13 protein-coding genes are annotated in these 18,703 nt (G+C 69.5%); 4 read left to right on the forward strand and 9 right to left on the reverse strand.

All coding sequences use genetic code 11. From position 1 onward, the window contains the following. Positions 1-4: 4 nt before the first annotated feature. The 8 genes from IE108_RS04435 to IE108_RS04470 form a co-directional block, all read right to left on the reverse strand. On the reverse strand, positions 5-1,639 hold the full coding sequence (locus IE108_RS04435) for a peptide ABC transporter substrate-binding protein (RefSeq protein ID WP_064729664.1): 1,635 nt from the start codon (positions 1,637-1,639) through the stop codon (positions 5-7). A 288-nt stretch (positions 1,640-1,927) separates the two neighbouring features. Further along, a complete protein-coding gene (locus IE108_RS04440) occupies positions 1,928-3,073 on the reverse strand; it encodes an ABC transporter ATP-binding protein (protein WP_064729663.1) in 1,146 nt (381 codons plus the stop codon). Positions 3,074-3,100: 27 nt separating this feature from the next. Continuing rightward, positions 3,101-4,162, reverse strand: a complete 1,062-nt coding sequence (locus IE108_RS04445) for an ABC transporter ATP-binding protein (protein ID WP_064729662.1) — start codon at positions 4,160-4,162, stop codon at positions 3,101-3,103. Positions 4,163-4,172: 10 nt separating this feature from the next. After that, positions 4,173-5,150, reverse strand: coding sequence for an ABC transporter permease (locus IE108_RS04450; protein WP_064729661.1), 978 nt, complete (start codon positions 5,148-5,150; stop codon positions 4,173-4,175). A gap of 111 nt (positions 5,151-5,261) precedes the next feature. After that, positions 5,262-7,061 (reverse strand): ABC transporter substrate-binding protein, encoded by a 1,800-nt coding sequence (locus IE108_RS04455; RefSeq protein ID WP_064729660.1) that lies wholly within the window; start codon positions 7,059-7,061, stop codon positions 5,262-5,264. 112 nt (positions 7,062-7,173) lie between these two features. Beyond that, positions 7,174-8,205, reverse strand: a complete 1,032-nt coding sequence (locus IE108_RS04460) for an ABC transporter permease (protein WP_064729659.1) — start codon at positions 8,203-8,205, stop codon at positions 7,174-7,176. Between the two features lie 874 nt (positions 8,206-9,079). Beyond that, positions 9,080-10,987, reverse strand: coding sequence for a translational GTPase TypA (gene typA, locus IE108_RS04465; protein WP_064729658.1), 1,908 nt, complete (start codon positions 10,985-10,987; stop codon positions 9,080-9,082). A gap of 144 nt (positions 10,988-11,131) precedes the next feature. Then, a complete protein-coding gene (locus tag IE108_RS04470) occupies positions 11,132-13,375 on the reverse strand; it encodes an ABC transporter family substrate-binding protein (protein WP_064729657.1) in 2,244 nt (747 codons plus the stop codon). A 332-nt stretch (positions 13,376-13,707) separates the two neighbouring features. Between IE108_RS04470 and IE108_RS04475 the strand changes: the two genes are divergently transcribed. From IE108_RS04475 to IE108_RS04490, 4 genes are read left to right on the forward strand one after another with little or no spacing between them, the layout of a single operon-like run. Next, on the forward strand, positions 13,708-13,995 hold the full coding sequence (locus IE108_RS04475; protein WP_064729656.1) for an Rv0250c family protein: 288 nt from the start codon (positions 13,708-13,710) through the stop codon (positions 13,993-13,995). 54 nt (positions 13,996-14,049) lie between these two features. Next, positions 14,050-14,886: a succinate dehydrogenase subunit SdhC gene (gene sdhC / locus IE108_RS04480; protein WP_064729655.1), complete on the forward strand. Its 837-nt coding sequence runs from the start codon at positions 14,050-14,052 to the stop codon at positions 14,884-14,886. After that, positions 14,886-16,823 carry a fumarate reductase/succinate dehydrogenase flavoprotein subunit gene (locus IE108_RS04485; RefSeq protein ID WP_064729654.1) on the forward strand — a complete coding sequence of 646 codons (1,938 nt, stop codon included), beginning with the start codon at positions 14,886-14,888 and terminating at the stop codon, positions 16,821-16,823. The genes sdhC and IE108_RS04485 overlap by 1 nt, the downstream gene beginning before the upstream one ends. Further along, positions 16,820-17,587 (forward strand): succinate dehydrogenase/fumarate reductase iron-sulfur subunit, encoded by a 768-nt coding sequence (locus IE108_RS04490; RefSeq protein WP_064729653.1) that lies wholly within the window; start codon positions 16,820-16,822, stop codon positions 17,585-17,587. The genes IE108_RS04485 and IE108_RS04490 overlap by 4 nt, the downstream gene beginning before the upstream one ends. On the opposite strand, the gene IE108_RS04495 is transcribed toward IE108_RS04490, so the two are convergent. Further along, a complete protein-coding gene (locus tag IE108_RS04495; protein WP_229851597.1) occupies positions 17,584-18,624 on the reverse strand; it encodes a glycoside hydrolase family 18 protein in 1,041 nt (346 codons plus the stop codon). The genes IE108_RS04490 and IE108_RS04495 overlap by 4 nt on opposite strands. Positions 18,625-18,703: the final 79 nt, after the last annotated feature.

Genomic DNA, 18,703 nt, shown 5'->3' on the forward strand with positions numbered 1-18,703 from the left:
CCCCTCAGCTCACCTTGATCTCGTTGTACACGGGGACGCTGAACGGGTTCAGCTCCACGTTGGAGAGCCGGTCCGAGTAGCCGGCGCTGCCGTTCTGGTACCAGAGCGGGATGGCGGCCATGTTGTCGCGGACGACCTCCTCGGCCTGCTGGAAGGTCTTGACGGCCTCGGCGGTGTCCGTCTGGCCGTTGGCCTTGTCGACGAGGTCGTCGAACTCCTGGTTGGACCACTTGCCGTCGTTGGAGGAGGCGTTGGTGTAGTACAGCGGCTGGAGGAAGTTCTGGATGAGCGGGTAGTCCATCTGCCAGCCGGCGCGGAAGGGGCCGCTCATCTTCCGGTCGGTGATCTGGCTGCGGAAGTCGGCGAAGGTGCCGACCGGGTTGCCGACGCAGGCGCGGTCGTTGTCCAGAGCGTTGTTGATGGAGTTGCAGACCGCGTCGACCCACTGCTTGTGGGATCCGGTGTCGGCGTTGTACGTGATCTTGACCTGGCCGCCGGGGAGGCCGCCGCCGTCCTTGACCAGCTTCTTCGCCTCTTCCGGGTTGTAGTCGCAGGCGTCGCCGCACAGGCCGGCCTTGTATCCGCCGTCCTCGCCGAGCACCGGTGAGGTCCAGTCGGTGGCCGGGGTGCGGGTCTGCTGGAAGATCGTGTCGGTGATCTGCTTGCGGTCGATCGCCATGGACAGGCCCTTGCGGACCTTCTCGGACCCGGACTTGTTCCAGTCGTCGTCGTAGAACGGGAAGGCGAGGGTCTGGATGATGCCGGCCGGGGTGTTGATGTACCGGTCGCCGATGTCGTTCTTCACGTTCTTGAGCTGGGCGGCCGGGACGTCGTCGACGAGGTCCAGGTTGCCGGCGATCAGGTCGGTGTAGGCCGTGTTGTTGTCGGTGTAGACCTTGAGGTCGACGCCGCCGTTCTGGGCCTTGTCGTCGCCCGGGTACTGGTCCCAGGTACGCAGCGACATCTGGTTGCCGCGGGTGTAGTTGTCGACCTGGTAGGGGCCGTTGCCGACGGGCTTCTGGAGCCAGGCGTCGTGGTCGTCGAAGAACGCCTTGGGCAGCGGCGCGAAGGCGTTGTAGCCGAGGGTGTCGGGGAAGCTGGAGAACGTCTGGTTGAGCTTGACGGTGAAGGTGCGTTCCCCGGTCACCTTCAGCCCGGAGAGCGTGTCGGCGCTCTGGTCGCCGCCGTCCTCGGGGTGCACCTTGTCGTAGCCGTCGATGTAGGCGAAGAAGTACGCGTTGCGCTGGTTGTTCTTCAGGCTCGCGCCGTAGTTCCAGGCGTCGACGAAGGACTGGGCGGTGACCTTCTCGCCGTTGCTGAAGGTCCAGCCGTCCTTGACGGTGATGTCGAAGGTCCGCGAGTCGGAGGTCTCGATCTTCTCGGCGAGCATGTCCTTGGCCTCGCCGGTCTTCGGGTCGTACTTCTTCAGGTTCCGGAAGATCATGTCGAGGACCTTGCCGCCCTGCACCTCGTTGGTGTTGGCCGGCTCCAGCGGGTTCTGGGGGTCGCCCCACGAGGAGCTGAGCACGGCGCCGCTGTCCCCGCTGCCGCCGTCCCCGCCCCCGCCTCCGCAGGCCGTCGCCGCGAGGGCTACCGCCGCCGCGCATGCGGCCCGTCTGGCGTGCGTCGCTCCGCGCATGGAGTGCCTCCTCGTGCCCTGACTCGTCCGCTGGTGCGTTCCCGGCCAGCTTCGGGGGGCTGATCGCGCGGCGCACACCCGTACGGTCCGTACGGGTTGCGGACGTCCGCCGGACGGGTGCCGGCGGCAGGTCGGAGCGGCGGGCGGGCGGCTGAGACGCGGGACTGGCGGCCCGTCCTGACCAGCGAGGACGGGCGGACACGACGAGGGGCGGCAGTGGCGGGGAGGGCGGACACGACGAAGGGCGGGAGCGGGAGTGGTCCTCCCGTTCCCGCCCCTCGGGCCGGTTCAGCCCTTGGTGATCGTCGTGCCGCCCTCGGCGCCGTCCTCCAGCGCCTTCAGGCCGCGGTCCATGACGATGTCCTCGCCGCGCGCCTCGGTCGTCGGCTCCTCCGGGAAGTGGCAGGCCGTCAGGTGGCCCGCGCGGTTGCCGGAGAGCTGCACCAGCGGCGGCTCCTCGGTCGCGCACTTGTCCTGCGCCTTCCAGCACCGGGTGCGGAAGCGGCAGCCCGACGGCGGCGAGATCGGCGAGGGGACGTCGCCCTCCAGGCGGATGCGCTCGCGCTTGTCCGCGTCCAGGTCCGCCTCCGGCACGGCCGACAGCAGGGCGTGCGTGTAGGGGTGGCGGGGACGGTTGTAGAGCGAGTCGCGGTCCGCGACCTCCACGACCTTGCCGAGGTACATCACCGCGACGCGCTGCGAGAAGTGCCGCACGATCGCCAGGTCGTGGGCGATGAACACGAACGCGATGCCCATCTCCCGCTGCACCTCCTGCAGCAGGTTCACCACCTGGGCCTGGATCGACACGTCGAGGGCCGAGACCGGCTCGTCGGCGACGATGAGCTTCGGCTGGAGCGCGACGGCGCGCGCGACGCCGATGCGCTGCCGCTGACCGCCGGAGAACTCGTGCGGGAAGCGGTTGTAGTGCTCCGGGTTGAGACCGACGATCTCCAGGAGCTCGCGGACGCGCTTCTCCCGGCCGCCGGGCGGGTTGATCCCGTTGATCTCCATCGGGCCGGCGATGATCGTGCCCACGGTCTGCCGGGGGTTCAGCGACGCGTACGGGTCCTGGAAGATCATCTGGATCTCGGACCGGATCGGCGCGAGCTGCCGCCGGTTGGCGCGGGTGATGTCCTGGCCCTTGTACTCGATCGTGCCCTGGGTGGGCTCGAGGAGACGGGTCAGCAGCCGGCCGGTCGTCGACTTGCCGCAGCCGGACTCGCCGACGAGGCCGAGGCTCTCGCCCGGGTAGACCTCGAAGTCGACGCCGTCGACGGCCTTGACGTGGCCGACGGTGCGTTTGACCGGGAAGCCGCCCTTGATGGGGAAGTGTTTCTTCAGGCCCCTGACCTGGAGAAGCGGCGCGGTGTCGCCGTCCCGCTGCTGCGGGAACGAGTCGGCCACCGCCGTGGTGGTCTTGGTGTTGTCGCTCATGGTGATGCCCCAGTCGCCGGTTTCCGCTCAGCCCAGCCGGGGCTGAATCTTCTCGATGAACACCTGCTGCCGCTGGTCTCCCGTCAGGTGACAGGCGGCGGCGCGGCCGTCGGGGAGCAACGGACGCTCACCCGAGCACCGGCTGCCGGAGACCAGGTCGGTGAAGCCGCACCGGGGGTGGAACGGGCAGCCCGAGGGCGGGTTCAGCAGGGACGGCGGCGAACCCGGGATCGGCATCAGGGGTTCGTCGACGGAGGAGGAGAGCTTGGGCATCGAACCCAGCAGACCCCAGGTGTACGGGTGCTGCGGCGTCTTGAGCACCTCGCGCACCGAGCCGCGCTCGACGGCCCGGCCCGCGTACATGACCAGGATGTCGTCGGCCATGTTGCCGACCACACCCAGGTCGTGGGTGATCATGATGATCGCGGAGCCGAACTCCTGCTGGAGGTCCTTGAGCAGGTCGAGGATCTGCGCCTGCACCGTCACGTCGAGCGCCGTGGTCGGCTCGTCGGCGATGAGCAGGTCCGGGTTGCAGGAGAGCGCCATGGCGATCATGGCCCGCTGCCGCATACCGCCGGAGAACTGGTGCGGGTAGTCGTCGACCCGCTTCTCCGGGTTCGGGATGCCGACCTTCTGGAGCAGGTCGATGGCGCGCACCCGGGCGTCCCGCTTGGAGGCGCCGTTGTGCTTCATGAACGGCTCGCCGATCTGCCGGCCGACCGTGTAGTACGGCGACAGGGCGGTGAGCGCGTCCTGGAAGATCATCGCCATCTTCTTGCCGCGCAGCTTCTCCAGCTGCTTCTCACCGGCGTCGGTCAGCTCCTGGCCGTCCAGGGTGATCGAACCGTCGACGGCGGTCTTGCGGCGGTCGTGCAGGCCGAGGACGGCCAGGTTGGTCACCGACTTGCCGGAGCCGGACTCGCCCACGATGCCGAGGGTCTTGCCGCGCTCCAGGTCGAAGGAGAGTCCGTCCACCGCCTTGACGACGCCGCCCTCGGTGGAGAAGTGGACCTTGAGGTCGCGCACCGAGAGAAACGCGTCCCCCGCGGCGGCGGCCGGGGCCTCTTCGGGCTTGGTCTGAGTGGTCACGGTGGTTCTCCTAGGACAGGCGCACGCGCGGGTCGATGACGGCGTACAGGGCGTCCACGATCAGGTTGAAGACAATGATGAGCGCGGCGCTGACGAGCATGACGCCCATCAGCATCGGCAGGTCCTTGTTGATGACGGAGTCCAGCGCGAGCCGGCCGATGCCGGCGAGGCCGAACGTCAGCTCGGTGACCATGCCGCCGCCCATGAGGGCGGACAGGTCGATGCCGAGGATGGTGACGATGGGCACGAGGGAGCCGCGCCAGGCGTAGCGGAAGAAGGTGTAGTTGCTGGACATGCCCTTGGCGCGGGCCGCCCTCACGTGTTCTTCCTGCAACTGCTCGATCATCGACGACCGGCTCATGCGGGTGTAGTTGGCGGTGAAGATCGTCGCCATCACGAGCCAGGGGATGAGCAGGCCCGCGAACCAGCCGGCGGCGTCCTCCGAGATCGGTACGTACTTCGGCTTGTCCAGCCAGCCGGTGCTGTAGACGAACGCGAGCAGCACGAGCGGGCCGAGGAAGTAGATCTGGAGGGAGCTGACGACCAGCGAACCGGAGCTGAAGACCTTGTCGATCCAGGTGCCGCGATTGCGGGCGGCCAGCAGGCCGGCGCCGAGACCGAGGATGAGGAAGACCACGAGGCTGCCGACCGTCAGCGAGACGGTCAGCGGGAACCGGTCCATGATCGTGTCCCAGACGTCCTGGTTGTTCGCGAAGGAGACACCGAAGCACGGGGCACTGCAGTGCCCGACCGCGAAGTCGCGGCCGGCGAAGATGCCGATCAGGAAGTTCCAGTACTGGACGGTGACCGGCTTGTCGAGGCCCAGGTTCTTGTGGATGATCTCCAGCGCGTCCGGAGTGCAGTTCTTGCCACACGCCAGCAGGGCCGGGTCCTGCGGGATCGCGAAGAACATGAAGAAGGTGAAGGCACTGATCAGTACCAGGATCAGCACCGCGCCGAAGGACCGGCGAATGAGGAATTGAAGCATGGCAGACAGCTGCTCTCAGGACTGCGGCAGTCGGATGGGGAGGTCTGGGGGAATCCGGGTCCGGTGGGGGCGCTCCGCCGCGCGCCCCCACCGGTCACCCGACCGAACGGACTACTTCTTGAGGAAGACCCGCGTCACGTCCACGTAGCTCGAGTCCGAGCTGTAGCGGATGCCGCCGATGTTCGAACCGAAGATCTGGAAGACCTTGGTGTAGTAGATCGGGGCGGCCGGGTTGACTTCCTTGGAGATGTACTCGTTCAGCTCGGCCCAGGCCTTCGTGGCCTCCGCGGGGTCGGCGATCTTCTGGATGCGCTTGATCTCGGAGTTCACGTGGTCGTCGTTGATGTGCGAGTAGTTCGACGCGCCGTCCTGGATCTGCGTGCCGTCGTACACCGGCGGGATGACCGTGGAGGCGGACGGCCAGTCCTGGCCCCAGCCGGTCATGTAGAGGTCGTAGCCGTTCTTGACCTTGCCGACCTGCTCGTACCAGGTGGCGGAGTCGATCTCCTTCTTCTGGATGTCGAGACCGATCTTCTCCAGGGCGTCGGCGATCAGGACGGCCTGCTGCTGGCGGACCGGCGTGTTGCCGTAGGCGTAGACGAGGCTCTTGCCCTCGAAGCCGCCTTCCTTGATCAGCTTCTTGGCGGCCTCGATGTCACCGTTCGGCTTCTTGGAGCGGTTGAACGGGTCGTAGTTGCCGTCGTAGCCCGGAGTGGTGGGCGACATCAGGGAGTTGGCGACCTCACCGCCGTACGCGCCGCCGTCGGCCTTGAAGACCGCGCTGGAGGGCAGCGCCAGGGTGATCGCGTCGCGGAGCTTCTTGTCCTTGATGCGGTCCAGGTTGAAGTTCAGCTGCCACACGTACGGGGCGTAGCCCTGGATGGTGCGGTTCTGCATCGCCTGCTTGTCGCCGACGACCTTCTGGAGCTGGGTGGTGGCGACCTGGCCCGTGAACATCATCGCGTTCTTGGCCTCGCCCTGGTCGGCGAGGAGGGTCTTGGTCTGGTCCTCGTCGTCGTGGTTCATCTCGATGTTGAACCCGTCGACGTACTGGTGGCGCACCGAGTCGGACTTGGGGTCCCACTGGGTGTTCTTGACCAGCTTCATCGACTTGCCCGGCTTGAAGTCGGCGATCTTGTACGGGCCGACGGCGACGGGGGCGTTGTCGTACTTCGCCTTGGTGTCCGTCTCCTCGGGCACGACGCTGTAACCGGGCATGGTCAGCATCTGCGGGACGTCGGGACGCGCCTCCTTGAAGTGGAAGACGATCGTCTTGTCGTCCGGCGTCTCCAGGACGGAGTCGGGCAGGTGCTTGCCCTTGTCCGGGCCCGCGTACGCGTCGCGGTAGGTGGTGCCGTCACCGGACAGCCACTGCTGGAGGTAGGTCGGGCCGTCGGTGATGTAGTTCGAGTACAGGCGCTCGACCGTGTTGCGGATGTCCGCGGCGTTGATCGGGTTCCCGTTCGCGTCCTTCAGGTTGTCCTTGAGGGTGTACGTCCAGGTCTTGCCGCCCTCGGAGGACTTGCCCGCGTCCGTGGCGAGGTCGCCCACGACGGTCAGGTTGCCGTTCTCGTCCTCGTCGTACTGGGTCAGGCCGCGGAAGATCAGGCGGCTGAGCAGCTTGCCGTCCGAGACGTAGATCTGGCCCGGGTCCAGGTGGGAGAAGTCCGTGTCCTGGTAGACGGTCGCGATACCGCCCGGCTTGGCGCCCTCGACGTCGGCGGCCGGACCGGTGGACGCCGCGGCGTCGCCGATCTGGACCGGCTTCGACTGCGACTTGGCGTCCTCCTTCTGCTTGCTGTTGTCCTTGGAGGAGCTGTCGCTGCCACCACCGCAGGCGGTGAGAGTCAGAGCGCCGGCGGCGACCGCGACTATGGCGGCCGAGGCGGTGCGGTTACGGAAGATGCTCATAGGGACGAATCCACCTGCCTGTGAGTAGTGAGCACTGCTGGTGCGTGGGCCGGGGCCGTGCTGAGCGGCACCGAACCGGCCGGGCGAGGATGTGGGGGGATTTCCCCTGGGCTCAGCGGTTGGTCTTGGGGTCGAAGGCGTCCCGTACCGAGTCACCGAGGAGGTTGAAGGCCACGACGAAGATCACCATGGCGATACCGGGGAAGAGCATGTAGTAGGGGTCCTGCTCGACGATGTTGGCGCCGATGGCGAACATCCGTCCCCAGTCCGGCGTGGGCTCGACGTACCCGACGCCCACGAAGGACAGGAAGGCGATGCTGAGGATGGTGCTCGGCAGCGTGAGCGTCGCCTGCACCAGCGTCGGGGTGACGATGTTGGGCAGCAGCTCCTTGCGGAGGATGCGCCAGGGCGAGGCCCCGGAGATGCGCGCCGCCTCGATGAACTCCCGGTCGCGCAGCGTCATCGTGGCACCGCGGACGATCCGGGACAGGCTCATCCAGCCCAGGAAGGACAGCACGATGATGATCGCGCAGGCCCGCACGTAGGTGGGCGTCTCCTTGTCCGGGGCGACGAACACCGTGGTGATGACCGGCATCGCCGCCACGAAGAACAGCTGGCTGGGCAGGGCCATGAAGAAGTCGGTGATCCGGCCGAGCCAGTAGTCCATCTTGCCGCCGAAGTAGCCGCCGGCCAGGCCGATCAGCACGCCCAGGATGGTCATGATGAGCGTCGCGGCCAGCGCGGTGGCGAGCGAGGTCCGGATCCCGTACAGCAGCTGGGTGAACACGTCGCGGCCCAGGCCCGGTTCGATGCCGAACCAGAACTCGCCGTCGATGCCGCCGAAGGGCGCGGCGGGCATGGTGAACATGTCCAGCAGGTCGGGGTTCTCCTGCCCGTACAGCGTGTACGGGTCCTTGCCGTACACCATCGAGATCAGCGGCGCCGCCGCCGCGACCACGAAGAAGAACAGGACGACGAAGGCCGAGACCACACCCGTGCGGTCGCGCTTGAAGCGCGCCCACATCAACTGCCCGGGGCTGCGGCCCTCCGGCTCCTTGGGCTTGGGGGCGTCACCCTCGGGCGCGCGCTCCTTGTCCAGGACGGGAGAGGCCTGAGCACCCTCGATCTCGATTGGACTCGTCATGATTCGTCCGTTTCACAGGTTGGAGGTCGTCGGGACTGCACGGGGGGTCCGACGGCCTTCGCACGGCGTACGTGTGTCGCAGCGCGCGAGGGGAACAACGACGGAGGGGCGGCCGCCCCTGGAGAACCCTGGCTCGCGGTCGGGTCACCGACCGACGGAACGCGTCGTCAAGGAAGTTCGCGACGTCGCGCCGCCGCCGCGTCAACCGTTGCGGCACTGAACGCACCCGCGGGGCCTACACCTGCCATCGGGAACGATGCGACCCATATGGCGCTTGTGGCACCTCGCATGGGTTCCTCCTCATGAATCCGCTGGTTCACCGCAAAGAGGAGCACCCGACACATCCCGGCCATTCACAGGTGGCCGGCGACCGAGTGGCGCCTCGCGCTCGCGAGCCTGCGCCCCGTCAGCGCACGACCCGTTCATCCGAGCTCTACGCGCCTAACTATCTGCCATCCTCCGGGGAACGAACCACTGGTTCGAGGTCTCGGTTCGATCACAGATAGGGGCCAGATCTTTCAAAATCCGGACAAAGGGTTTGGTGCGAGATCGCTGCGAAACGGACTTGTTACACATCTAGCGGGAGTCACTGTCCGTATAACGGACGTCCGCGCGACAGAAATTGATTGCGCGTGACCCTCGGGAGGTGCAAGCTGACAGACAGCTCTGTCTCGCACCGGATTCGGCCCCCGTCCGCGAGCGCGACGCCCCGGGTGCTCCCGCGCAGGTTAGTGCCGGCCGGCCCGCCCCGAGCGGACCCGCGGCGAAATCTAGGGTTTTCCCTACCTCTTCCCGCCGGCCGCCGGCCGGCCATGCGAAACGGCACCGCACACCACGCGGGCCGTGGTGTGCGGTGCCGTTCGCTGCGGGCGGGTCAGCCGTGCTTGGCGCGGCTCGCGGCGCGGGCGCGCTCGCGGGCGTCCAGGTTCACCTTGCGGATGCGGACGGCCTCCGGGGTCACCTCGACGCACTCGTCGTCGCGGCAGAACTCCAGGGACTGCTCCAGGGAGAGCTTGCGCGGCGGGACGATCGCCTCGAACGAGTCGGCCGAGGACGACCGCATGTTGGTGAGCTTCTTCTCCTTGGTGATGTTGACGTCCATGTCGTCGGCGCGGGAGTTCTCGCCGACGATCATGCCCTCGTACACCTCGGTGCCGGGGTCGGTGAAGAGGACGCCGCGCTCCTGGAGGTTGGTCATCGCGAACGCGGTGACGGCACCGGAGCGGTCGGCGACCAGCGAGCCGTTGTTGCGGGTCGTCAGGGCGCCGAACCAGGGCTCGTGGCCCTCGTGGATGGAGTGGGCGATACCCGTGCCGCGGGTCTGGGTGAGGAACTCCGTCCGGAATCCGATCAGACCGCGGGAGGGCACCACGAACTCCATGCGGACCCAGCCCGAACCGTGGTTGGACATGTTGTCCATCCGGCCCTTGCGCACGCCCATGAGCTGCGTGACCGCGCCCATGTGCTCCTCGGGGACGTCGATCGTCATGCGCTCGACGGGCTCGTGGGTCTTGCCGTCGACCTCCTTGGTGACGACCTGCGGCTTGCCGATGGTCAGCTCGAAGCCCTCGCGGCGCATCTGCTCGACCAGGATGGCCAGCGCCAGCTCACCGCGGCCCTGCACCTCCCAGGCGTCCGGGCGCTCGGTGTCCAGGACGCGGAGCGAGACGTTGCCGATCAGCTCGCGGTCCAGGCGGTCCTTGACCTGGCGGGCGGTGACCTTGCGGTCCTTGACGGCCGCCTTGTTGTCCGCGCCCTTGCCGGTGGCGCCGCGGCCGACCAGCGGGGAGGTGTTGGTGCCGATGACCATGGAGATCGCGGGCTCGTCCACCGTGATCAGCGGCAGCGGGACCGGGTTCTCCTGGTCGGCCAGGGTCTCGCCGATCATGATGTCGGGGATACCGGCGACCGCGCAGATGTCACCCGGGCCGGCCTTCTCGGCGGGCTTGCGGGTGAGGGCCTCCGTCATCATCAGCTCGGAGATCCGCACGTTGGACACGGAGCCGTCGCGCTTCATCCAGGCGACGGTCTGCCCCTTCTTCAGCTCGCCCTGGTGCACGCGCAGCAGCGCGATGCGGCCGAGGAAGTTGTCCGCGTCCAGGTTGGTCACGTGCGCCTGGAGCGGGGCCTCCTCGTCGTAGACCGGGGCCGGGATGTAGTCGAGGATCGTCGAGAAGAAGGGCTCCAGGCTGGTGGAGTCCGACGGGACCGTGCCGTCCTCGGGCTTGGTCAGGGAGGCCACGCCGTCCCGGCCGCACGCGTAGACGATCGGGAACTCGATCTGCTCCTCGTCGGCGTCCAGGTCGAGGAAGAGGTCGTAGGTCTCGTTGACGACCTCGTCGATCCGGGCGTCCGGGCGGTCCGTCTTGTTGATGCAGAGGATGATCGGCAGCCGCTGGCTGAGCGCCTTGCGCAGCACGAAGCGGGTCTGCGGCAGCGGGCCCTCGGAGGCGTCCACGAGCAGGACGACGCCGTCGACCATCGACAGACCGCGCTCGACCTCGCCGCCGAAGTCGGCGTGGCCGGGGGTGTCGATGATGTTGATCGTGATCGGGTCCCCGCCGTCCTTCGGGTGGTACTTCACCGCGGTGTTCTTGGCGAGGATCGTGATGCCCTTCTCACGCTCCAGGTCGTTCGAGTCCATCATGCGGTCGTCGACGCCCTCGAGCTGGTGGGCGGCGAAGGCACCGGCCTGCTTCAGCATGCCGTCGACGATGGTGGTCTTGCCGTGGTCGACGTGGGCGACGATGGCTACGTTGCGGATGTCGTGGCGCGTGGCCATATGAGGCGTACTCCCGGAGGGTGTGTGGACGGCCCTCGCGTACGTCCGTGTCACGCGGGCCTGCCGGGCGGTACATGCCACGGCCTCACCCAATGGTACGGGGCTCCGGGGGCTGGGGCTTGCCGGGAGGGGTCGGAGGCCGCGTCAGGACGAGGGCGTGGCCGAGGGCCGGGAGCCGTTCGCGCCCTTCTTCAGGAAGCCCATGTCCTGGTAGACGGGCGTCTCGAAGCCGAAGGCACCGGCGTTGGCGAGGTTCTTGCGGGCCGCGACCAGCTGGGGGCGCTGGTAGAGCGGGATGGAGCCGGCCGCCGCCCAGATCCGCGAGTCGGCCTTGCGCAGCAGGTCCCGCGCCTCCCCCTCGTCCAGCGTGCCCATGGCCCGGTCGAAGAGCTGGTCGACCTGGTCGGTGCCGACCCGGGTGTAGTTCTGCGCGACGTTCAGCGAGCCGTCGGCGGCCGGGACGGGCTTGGCGTAGATGGGGCGGGCGTCGGTGGCCGGGTAGGCGGAGGCCGGCCAGGAGTAGAGCGCCAGGTCGTACTCGCCGGAGGCGATGTGGTCCTTGAAGTAGCTCTCGTCCGGCACCTTGGTGATGTCGGTGCCGACGCCGATCTTCTCCAGCATGTCCGAGACGCGGTCGGCGACGGTGCGCAGCGCGTCCGAGCCGGGGCCGGAGGGGAGCACGAAGCGCAGGGTGAGCGCCTTGCCGTCCTTGGCGACGGGGGCCTCGGCGGCGGCCGGTGCGGCGGTGCCCTTGGGGGCGTAGGCGCCGGGGGCGCCGCCCTGCGCGGTGTTCTTGCCGCTGCTGTGCTTCTCCCCGCTCTCCTGGTCGGCGCCGTCGTCCTTGGCGCCGTCGTCCCTGCCGTCGCCCTCGTTCTTGCCGTCGTTCTTCTCGTCCTCGCCGACGATGTACGTGCCGTCGTCGCCCTCGGACTCCTTGTCGTCGCCGCCGTCGCCCTTCTTGTCGCCCTCGGCGCCGGCCGCCTTCTCGGCCTCCTTCTGCTTCTTCACCGGCCCGCCGGGCACCCAGCCGGCGTCCGCGAGCAGGGCCCGGGCCTCCTTGGCGTTCTGCTCGCCGAGCGCGCCGCTGCCGTCGGAGTAGGCGGGCTGCCCGGCCAGGGCGACGTGGCTGCCGACCGGCTCTGCGGGCAGACCCAGCGGTCCCAGGACGGCCTTGGCCAGCTTCCCCCGGTCCAGCGCCCGGGCCACGGCGCGGCGGACGCGCTCGTCGGCGAGCGGGCCGTCGGCGCCGTTGAGGGCGAGCTGGGTGTAGGCGGGCTCCAGGGACTTGCGCACCTCGAAGCCGCTGAGCGCCCGCTGCCTGCGCTCCCGCTTGGCCAGCGTCTCCTCCCGCTCCTCGCGGGCGAGGGTCTCCTCGTCGGCGGCGTCCTCGTCGGAGCCCTTGGCGATCGCCCAGGAGCGCAACGCCTGCGCGGCGGACCTGCCCTGCCGGCTCGCGGAGGGGCTGCCCTCGGGACCCATCAGCGGGGTGCCGGTGCCGGCGTCCCGGGGCCCGGCGGCCACGGTGACCTCCTCGGCGGTCTCCGGGTCGATCTCCGCGAGGTCGAGCTTGCCCGAGGCGAGCTGGGAGACCCGCTTGTCGCGGGGGACCGAGCGCAGCACGATCTGCTCCAGCTTGGCCGGCTCGCCCCACCAGCGCGGGTTGCCGGTGAGGACGACCTCGTCCTCCTTGGTGTCGACCCGCTGCACGGCGAAGGGGCCGGCCGTGACCTTGAGCCGGCGCCGGGCGCCGTCGTTGAAGGCGTCGGGGGTGCCCATGACGTCCTTCGGGTACAGCGGCGAGAACAGGGACTTCCAGTCGGCGTAGGGCCGGCTGAAGGTGACCTTGACCTCCAGGTCGTCGCCGCCGCGCTCGATCTTCTCGATGCGGTCGTAGCCGGCGTTGCGGGCGGTCCAGTACGCGCTGTCCTTGCCGGACAGGGCGCGCCACTGGGCCGCGAAGTCGGCGGCGCCGATCTCCCGGCCGTCGCTCCAGACCGCCTGCTGGTTCAGCTTGTAGACGACGACCTGCTTGAGCTCGGTGTCGACGACCTCCGCCGACTCCAGGTAGTCCGCGTTGCGGGCCGGACGGCCGGTCCCGTCCATCCGGTACATCGAGGGCAGCACGGCCTGCGCGACGCGGGCCGTGGTGGCGTCGGCGTCGGACTGGTAGGCGTTCAGGGTCTCCGGCACGGAGTCCGCGGCCCAGCGCAGGGTGCCGCCGTCGGAGACCCGGGCGCGGGCCGCGGCGGCGGTGTCCCGCCCGGCGAGCGGCTTGCCCTTCGGCTCCTCGGAGGTGCACGCGGCCAGCGCGGGGACCGCGAGCGCGCCCGCGGTGAGGAACGCGACCGAGCGCATCACAGCGCGCGGTCCGACGCCGACGTGGGACATCTCTGCTACCTCCGGAAGGCCGCGGGCATGGTGATCGCTGATGGCGGCATATGCGCGATACGCGTTATATGCGGTATTGAAGTTGATCATTTGTATCCGGATAGGGATGCGGCCACTGAAGAGGAAACGGTTCAGCCACGCAGGGAGACACGGCGGCGACGGTGCGTAAGGCCACCCGGTCGGCCCAACGGCGGGCGCGGTGCGCCGATGCGCCCCGGCCAATCGCTGCACATCCCTTCCCAGCGGCAGGTGTGACTTGCGACACTCGCAGGCGCATGAACGTCGCCACCCAGGGTCGGCTCCGCCGCGTCCGACGGAAGTGAGGTCACGTCATGTCCGTGCACGACGACCTGTCATCGATGCAGCGCAGCCTGGACGAGCTGTCCCGTGCGGTGGCCCGGCTGGAACAGCGGCTGGGCAGCGGGGGCCTGGAGGTCCGCAGGGTCCGCGCCGACGCCGACCACCTGCGCGAGAGCCTCGCCCTGCTGCGGACGACCGCCGCACCGGACGCGCCCGTCCGCCCCGACCTCGTCCCCATCCCGGACACGCCCTACGACGGCTCCCTGTGGACCGACTCCGACGACGAGGGCCTCGGCGCCCGCGACCGCCGCGCGCCCTAGGCCGCGAACAGGGAGAAGCCGCCCCCACCCGACCCGACCGACCGGAGTCGCCCCGTGGCCACCGGCACCGAACCCCCAGCCACCGACCCCCGGCCCCGGGGCGGCGGCGTCCACACCCCGACCCGCGCCGCCATCCGCGCCCCGCACCTGCGCACCGACCGCTGGTGGCTGGCACCGGCCGCGACCGCCGCCGGCCTGCTGGTCTTCGTCGTCTACTCGACCTGGCGGGCCTTCGCCAACGCGGACTACTACGCGGCCCCCTACGTCTCGCCCTTCTACTCCCCCTGCCTGGCGGAGAACTGCGAGCCGATGCGCGGCGGGCCCAACTGGGAGCTGCTCGGCGGGTGGTGGGGCATCTCCCCCGCGATCGTCATCCTGGTCTTCCCGCTCGGCTTCCGCCTGACCTGCTACTACTACCGCAAGGCCTACTACCGGGGCTTCTGGGCCTCGCCGCCGGCCTGTGCCGTGGCCGAGCCGCACAAGAAGTACAGCGGCGAGACCCGCTTCCCGCTCGTGCTCCAGAACCTCCACCGGTACTTCTTCTACGCGGCGCTGCTGGTCGCCCTGATCCTCAGCTACGACACCGTGCTCGCCTTCCGCGACGAGCACTACGCGTGGGGCCACATGGGCCTCGGCACCCTGGTGTTCCTCGCCAACATCGTGCTGATCTGGGCGTACACCCTCTCCTGCCACTCCTGCCGGCACATCGTCGGCGGCAAGCTCAAGCACTTCTCCCGGCATCCCCTGCGCTACCGGATGTGGCGGCTGGTCGGGAGGCTCAACGCCCGGCACATGCAGCTCGCGTGGGCGTCGCTGGTGAGCGTCGGGGTCGCCGACCTCTACGTGTATCTCGTCGCGTCCGGTGCCTTCGACGATCCGAGGTTCTTCTGATGCCCGTGGTGGACCGGCAGCAATGGGACGTCGTCGTGGTGGGCGCGGGCGGCGCCGGGCTGCGCGCGGCCGTCGAGGCCCGCGAGCGGGGCGTCCGTACGGCCGTCATCTGCAAGTCGCTGTTCGGCAAGGCGCACACCGTGATGGCCGAGGGCGGCATCGCGGCCGCCATGGGCAACGTCAACTCCGGGGACAACTGGCAGGTCCACTTCCGCGACACCATGCGCGGCGGCAAGTTCCTCAACCAGTGGCGGATGGCCGAGCTGCACGCCCAGGAGGCGCCGCAGCGGGTCTGGGAGCTGGAGACCTGGGGCGCGCTGTTCGACCGTACCGAGGACGGCCGGATATCCCAGCGGAACTTCGGCGGGCACGAGTACCCCCGCCTCGCCCACGTCGGCGACCGCACCGGCCTGGAGCTGATCCGCACCCTTCAGCAGAAGGTCGTCTCGCTCCAGCAGGAGGACTTCCGCGAGACCGGCGACCACGAGTCCCGGCTCAGGGTCTTCCAGGAGTGCACGGTCACCCGCGTCCTCAAGGACGGCCCCCGGGTGAGCGGCGTCTTCGGCTACGAGCGCGAGACCGGCCGCTTCCTGGTGCTGGAGGCGCCCTCGGTGGTGATCGCCACCGGCGGCATCGGCAAGTCCTTCAAGGTGACGTCGAACTCCTGGGAGTACACCGGCGACGGCCACTCCCTGGCGCTGCTGGCCGGGGCGCCCCTGCTGAACATGGAGTTCGTGCAGTTCCACCCGACCGGCATGGTCTGGCCGCCGTCGGTGAAGGGCATCCTCGTCACCGAGTCGGTGCGCGGCGACGGCGGGGTGCTCAGGAACTCGGACGGCAAGCGGTTCATGTTCGACTACGTCCCGGACGTCTTCAAGGAGAAGTACGCCGAGTCGGAGGCGGAGGGCGACCGCTGGTACGACGACCCGGACCACAACCGCCGCCCGCCCGAACTGCTCCCCCGCGACGAGGTCGCGCGCGCGATCAACGCCGAGGTGAAGGAGGGCCGGGGCTCCCCGCACGGCGGCGTCTTCCTGGACGTGTCGACCCGGATGCCCGCCGACGTGATCAGGCGCCGGCTGCCCTCCATGTACCACCAGTTCAAGGAGCTGGCCGACGTGGACATCACGGCCGAGGCGATGGAGGTGGGGCCCACCTGCCACTACGTGATGGGCGGCATCGCCGTCGACTCCGACACGGCCGCCGCGCGCGGGGTGCCGGGGCTGTACGCGGCCGGCGAGGTGGCCGGCGGCATGCACGGCTCCAACCGGCTGGGCGGCAACTCCCTCTCCGACCTGCTGGTCTTCGGACGCCGGGCGGGCCGGCACGCCGCCGAGCACGCGGCGGGGGGCGCGTCCGGCGCCCGTCCCCGGGTGGACGACGCCCAGGTCGACGCGGCCGCCGCGGAGGCGCTCAGGCCGTTCTCCGCCGAGACCCAGGCACCCGACGAGGGCCCGCCGGAGAACCCGTACACCCTCCACCAGGAGCTCCAGCAGACGATGAACGACCTGGTGGGCATCATCCGGCGGGAGCCGGAGATGAAGCAGGCCCTGGAGAAGCTGGCCGAGCTGCGGGTACGGGCCCGCCGGGCCGGCGTGGAGGGGCACCGGCAGTTCAACCCGGGCTGGCACCTCGCCCTGGACCTCAGGAACATGCTGCTGGTCAGCGAGTGCGTGGCCCGGGCCGCGCTGGAGCGCACCGAGTCCCGGGGCGGGCACACCCGCGAGGACCATCCGGCGATGGACCGCCGGTGGCGCGCGGCCAACCTGCTGTGCACGCTGGCCGACCCGACGGGCGGCCTGGCCGCGACGGACCCGGAGCGCGGCCAGATCGCCCTGGAACGGCAGGCCACCGAGCCGATCCGGCCCGACCTGCTCGCCCTCTTCGAGAAGGAGGAGCTGGTGAAGTACCTCGCCGACGAGGAGCTGTCCGGATGAGCGCCTACGAGGCCCGCTTCAAGGTGTGGCGCGGCGACGTCGAGGGCGGCGGCCTGGAGGACTTCGCGGTCGAGGTGAACGACGGCGAGGTGGTCCTCGACATCATCCACCGCCTCCAGGCCACCCAGGCCCCGGATCTCGCCGTGCGCTGGAACTGCAAGGCGGGCAAGTGCGGTTCGTGCTCGGCCGAGGTCAACGGGCGGCCCCGGCTGCTGTGCATGACGCGGATGTCCGTCTTCACCCGCGAGGAGACCGTCACCGTCACACCGCTGCGCGCCTTCCCCGTCGTCCGCGACCTGGTGACGGACGTCGGCTTCAACTACGCCAAGGCGCGCGAGGTCCCCGCCTTCGTACCGCCCGCCGGGCTCGGGCCGGGCGAGTACCGGATGACGCAGGAGGACGTGGACCGCTCCCAGGAGTTCCGCAAGTGCATCGAGTGCTTCCTGTGCCAGGACACCTGCCACGTCGTGCGCGACCACGAGGAGAACAAGCCGGCCTTCGCGGGCCCCCGTTTCCTGATGCGCGTGGCCGAGCTGGACATGCACCCGCTGGACGCGGCCGAGGACACCGGCCTGGACCGCGGGCGCACGGCCCAGGACGAGCACGGCCTCGGCTACTGCAACATCACCAAGTGCTGTACGGAGGTCTGCCCGGAGGGCATCAGGATCACGGACAACGCGCTGATCCCGCTCAAGGAGCGGGCCGTGGACCGCAAGTACGACCCGCTGGTGTGGCTGGGGTCCAAAATCCGGCGCCGTTCCTAGCGGACCCAGCCGTCGCGGTACTCCTCCCAGTTCGTGTCCGTCGCGGCGAAGTCGATGTACGGGGCGACGCCGAAGAGGCGCCGGTCGGCGTCGGTGCGGGAGAGCCCGAGGCGGACGCCGCGCACGGCGGCGGCCACGGTCTCGGCATGGCCCCAGTGGTCGAAGTTGCTCTCGTGGTAGAAGGGCAGGCCCATCAGCAGATGGGTGGTGGGCGGCGTGACCTCCAGCGCGAGGGAGGTCTGCTGGGCCACGTAGCCGCCGTAGGTGCCCTCCAGGGGCTGCGCGGTGTCGTACGACATCACGGCGATCTGGTCGACGCGGCGGGCGACCTGCCCGAAGTACTCCTGGGACCACCACTTGGGGTGCTCGGTGAAGAGGCCGAAGACGGAGTGCAGGGCGGGGAGCGGGTCGATCTGGTGGGCGGCGACCGAGAGTTGCGCGTCGCGGGCCCGGGTGACCTCGCGGACGTCGTCCAGGAGGGAGAGGTAGTCCCGGTCGCCCGAGTGCAGCGGCTCCAGGTCGAGGTGGACGCCGTCGTAGCCGGCGTCGAGGACCTGGCGGGCCGAGCCTACGACGGCGGCGCGGGTGCCGGCGTCGGCCAGGCGCATGCCGTCCGGGCCCTCGGTGGCGAGGACGTCGCCGAGGAAGGCCTGGACGCGGACGCCGGGCAGGTCGCGGTGGACGGTGTCGATCAGCCAGCGGGCTTTGGGATACAGCGACTTCGGCAGGGTGCCGTCGTGCTCCATCGGGCCGGTGTGGACGTACAGGTCGCGGATGCCGGTCGTCCTGACGCGGAGCGCGAAGGCGGCGAGGTCGGCGTCGTCCTTGCGGCCGTCCACCCAGGCGTGGCCGAGCCAGATCGCGTCGCGGTTCCTCGTGTACGTGCCGTCGGCGGGGTCGCCGGTGTAGTTGACGCGCAGGGCGGTCAGCGCGGTGAGGAGGGGGACGAGCAGCACCAGGGGGACGGCGAGGGCGAGGCGCCGGAGCCACCTCTTCCGTCTCTTGCCGCCCGCCGCCTTCGGTTCACTCTGTTCCACCGGGGTCCCCTCCCTGCGGAGCGCGATCGCTCCCGACGTGTCGCCTCCGGGGACGACTCGAACCGGTGTTCCGGTTGCG

The sequence above is a fragment of the Streptomyces parvulus genome (assembly GCF_014648855.1).
Classification (GTDB): domain Bacteria; phylum Actinomycetota; class Actinomycetes; order Streptomycetales; family Streptomycetaceae; genus Streptomyces; species Streptomyces parvulus.

What these genes read in the sequence shown, in the direction of transcription:
- IE108_RS04490 (WP_064729653.1), top strand. Translation starts at nt 16,820, where the DNA reads ATGAGCGCCTACGAGGCCCGCTTCAAGGTGTGGCGCGGCGACGTCGAG.
- IE108_RS04440 (WP_064729663.1), bottom strand. Translation starts at nt 3,073, where the DNA reads ATGAGCGACAACACCAAGACCACCACGGCGGTGGCCGACTCGTTCCCG.
- IE108_RS04450 (WP_064729661.1), bottom strand. Translation starts at nt 5,150, where the DNA reads ATGCTTCAATTCCTCATTCGCCGGTCCTTCGGCGCGGTGCTGATCCTG.
- IE108_RS04475 (WP_064729656.1), top strand. Translation starts at nt 13,708, where the DNA reads ATGTCCGTGCACGACGACCTGTCATCGATGCAGCGCAGCCTGGACGAG.
- IE108_RS04470 (WP_064729657.1), bottom strand. Translation starts at nt 13,375, where the DNA reads ATGTCCCACGTCGGCGTCGGACCGCGCGCTGTGATGCGCTCGGTCGCG.
- IE108_RS04435 (WP_064729664.1), bottom strand. Translation starts at nt 1,639, where the DNA reads ATGCGCGGAGCGACGCACGCCAGACGGGCCGCATGCGCGGCGGCGGTA.
- IE108_RS04485 (WP_064729654.1), top strand. Translation starts at nt 14,886, where the DNA reads ATGCCCGTGGTGGACCGGCAGCAATGGGACGTCGTCGTGGTGGGCGCG.
- typA (WP_064729658.1), bottom strand. Translation starts at nt 10,987, where the DNA reads ATGGCCACGCGCCACGACATCCGCAACGTAGCCATCGTCGCCCACGTC.
- IE108_RS04455 (WP_064729660.1), bottom strand. Translation starts at nt 7,061, where the DNA reads ATGAGCATCTTCCGTAACCGCACCGCCTCGGCCGCCATAGTCGCGGTC.
- IE108_RS04460 (WP_064729659.1), bottom strand. Translation starts at nt 8,205, where the DNA reads ATGACGAGTCCAATCGAGATCGAGGGTGCTCAGGCCTCTCCCGTCCTG.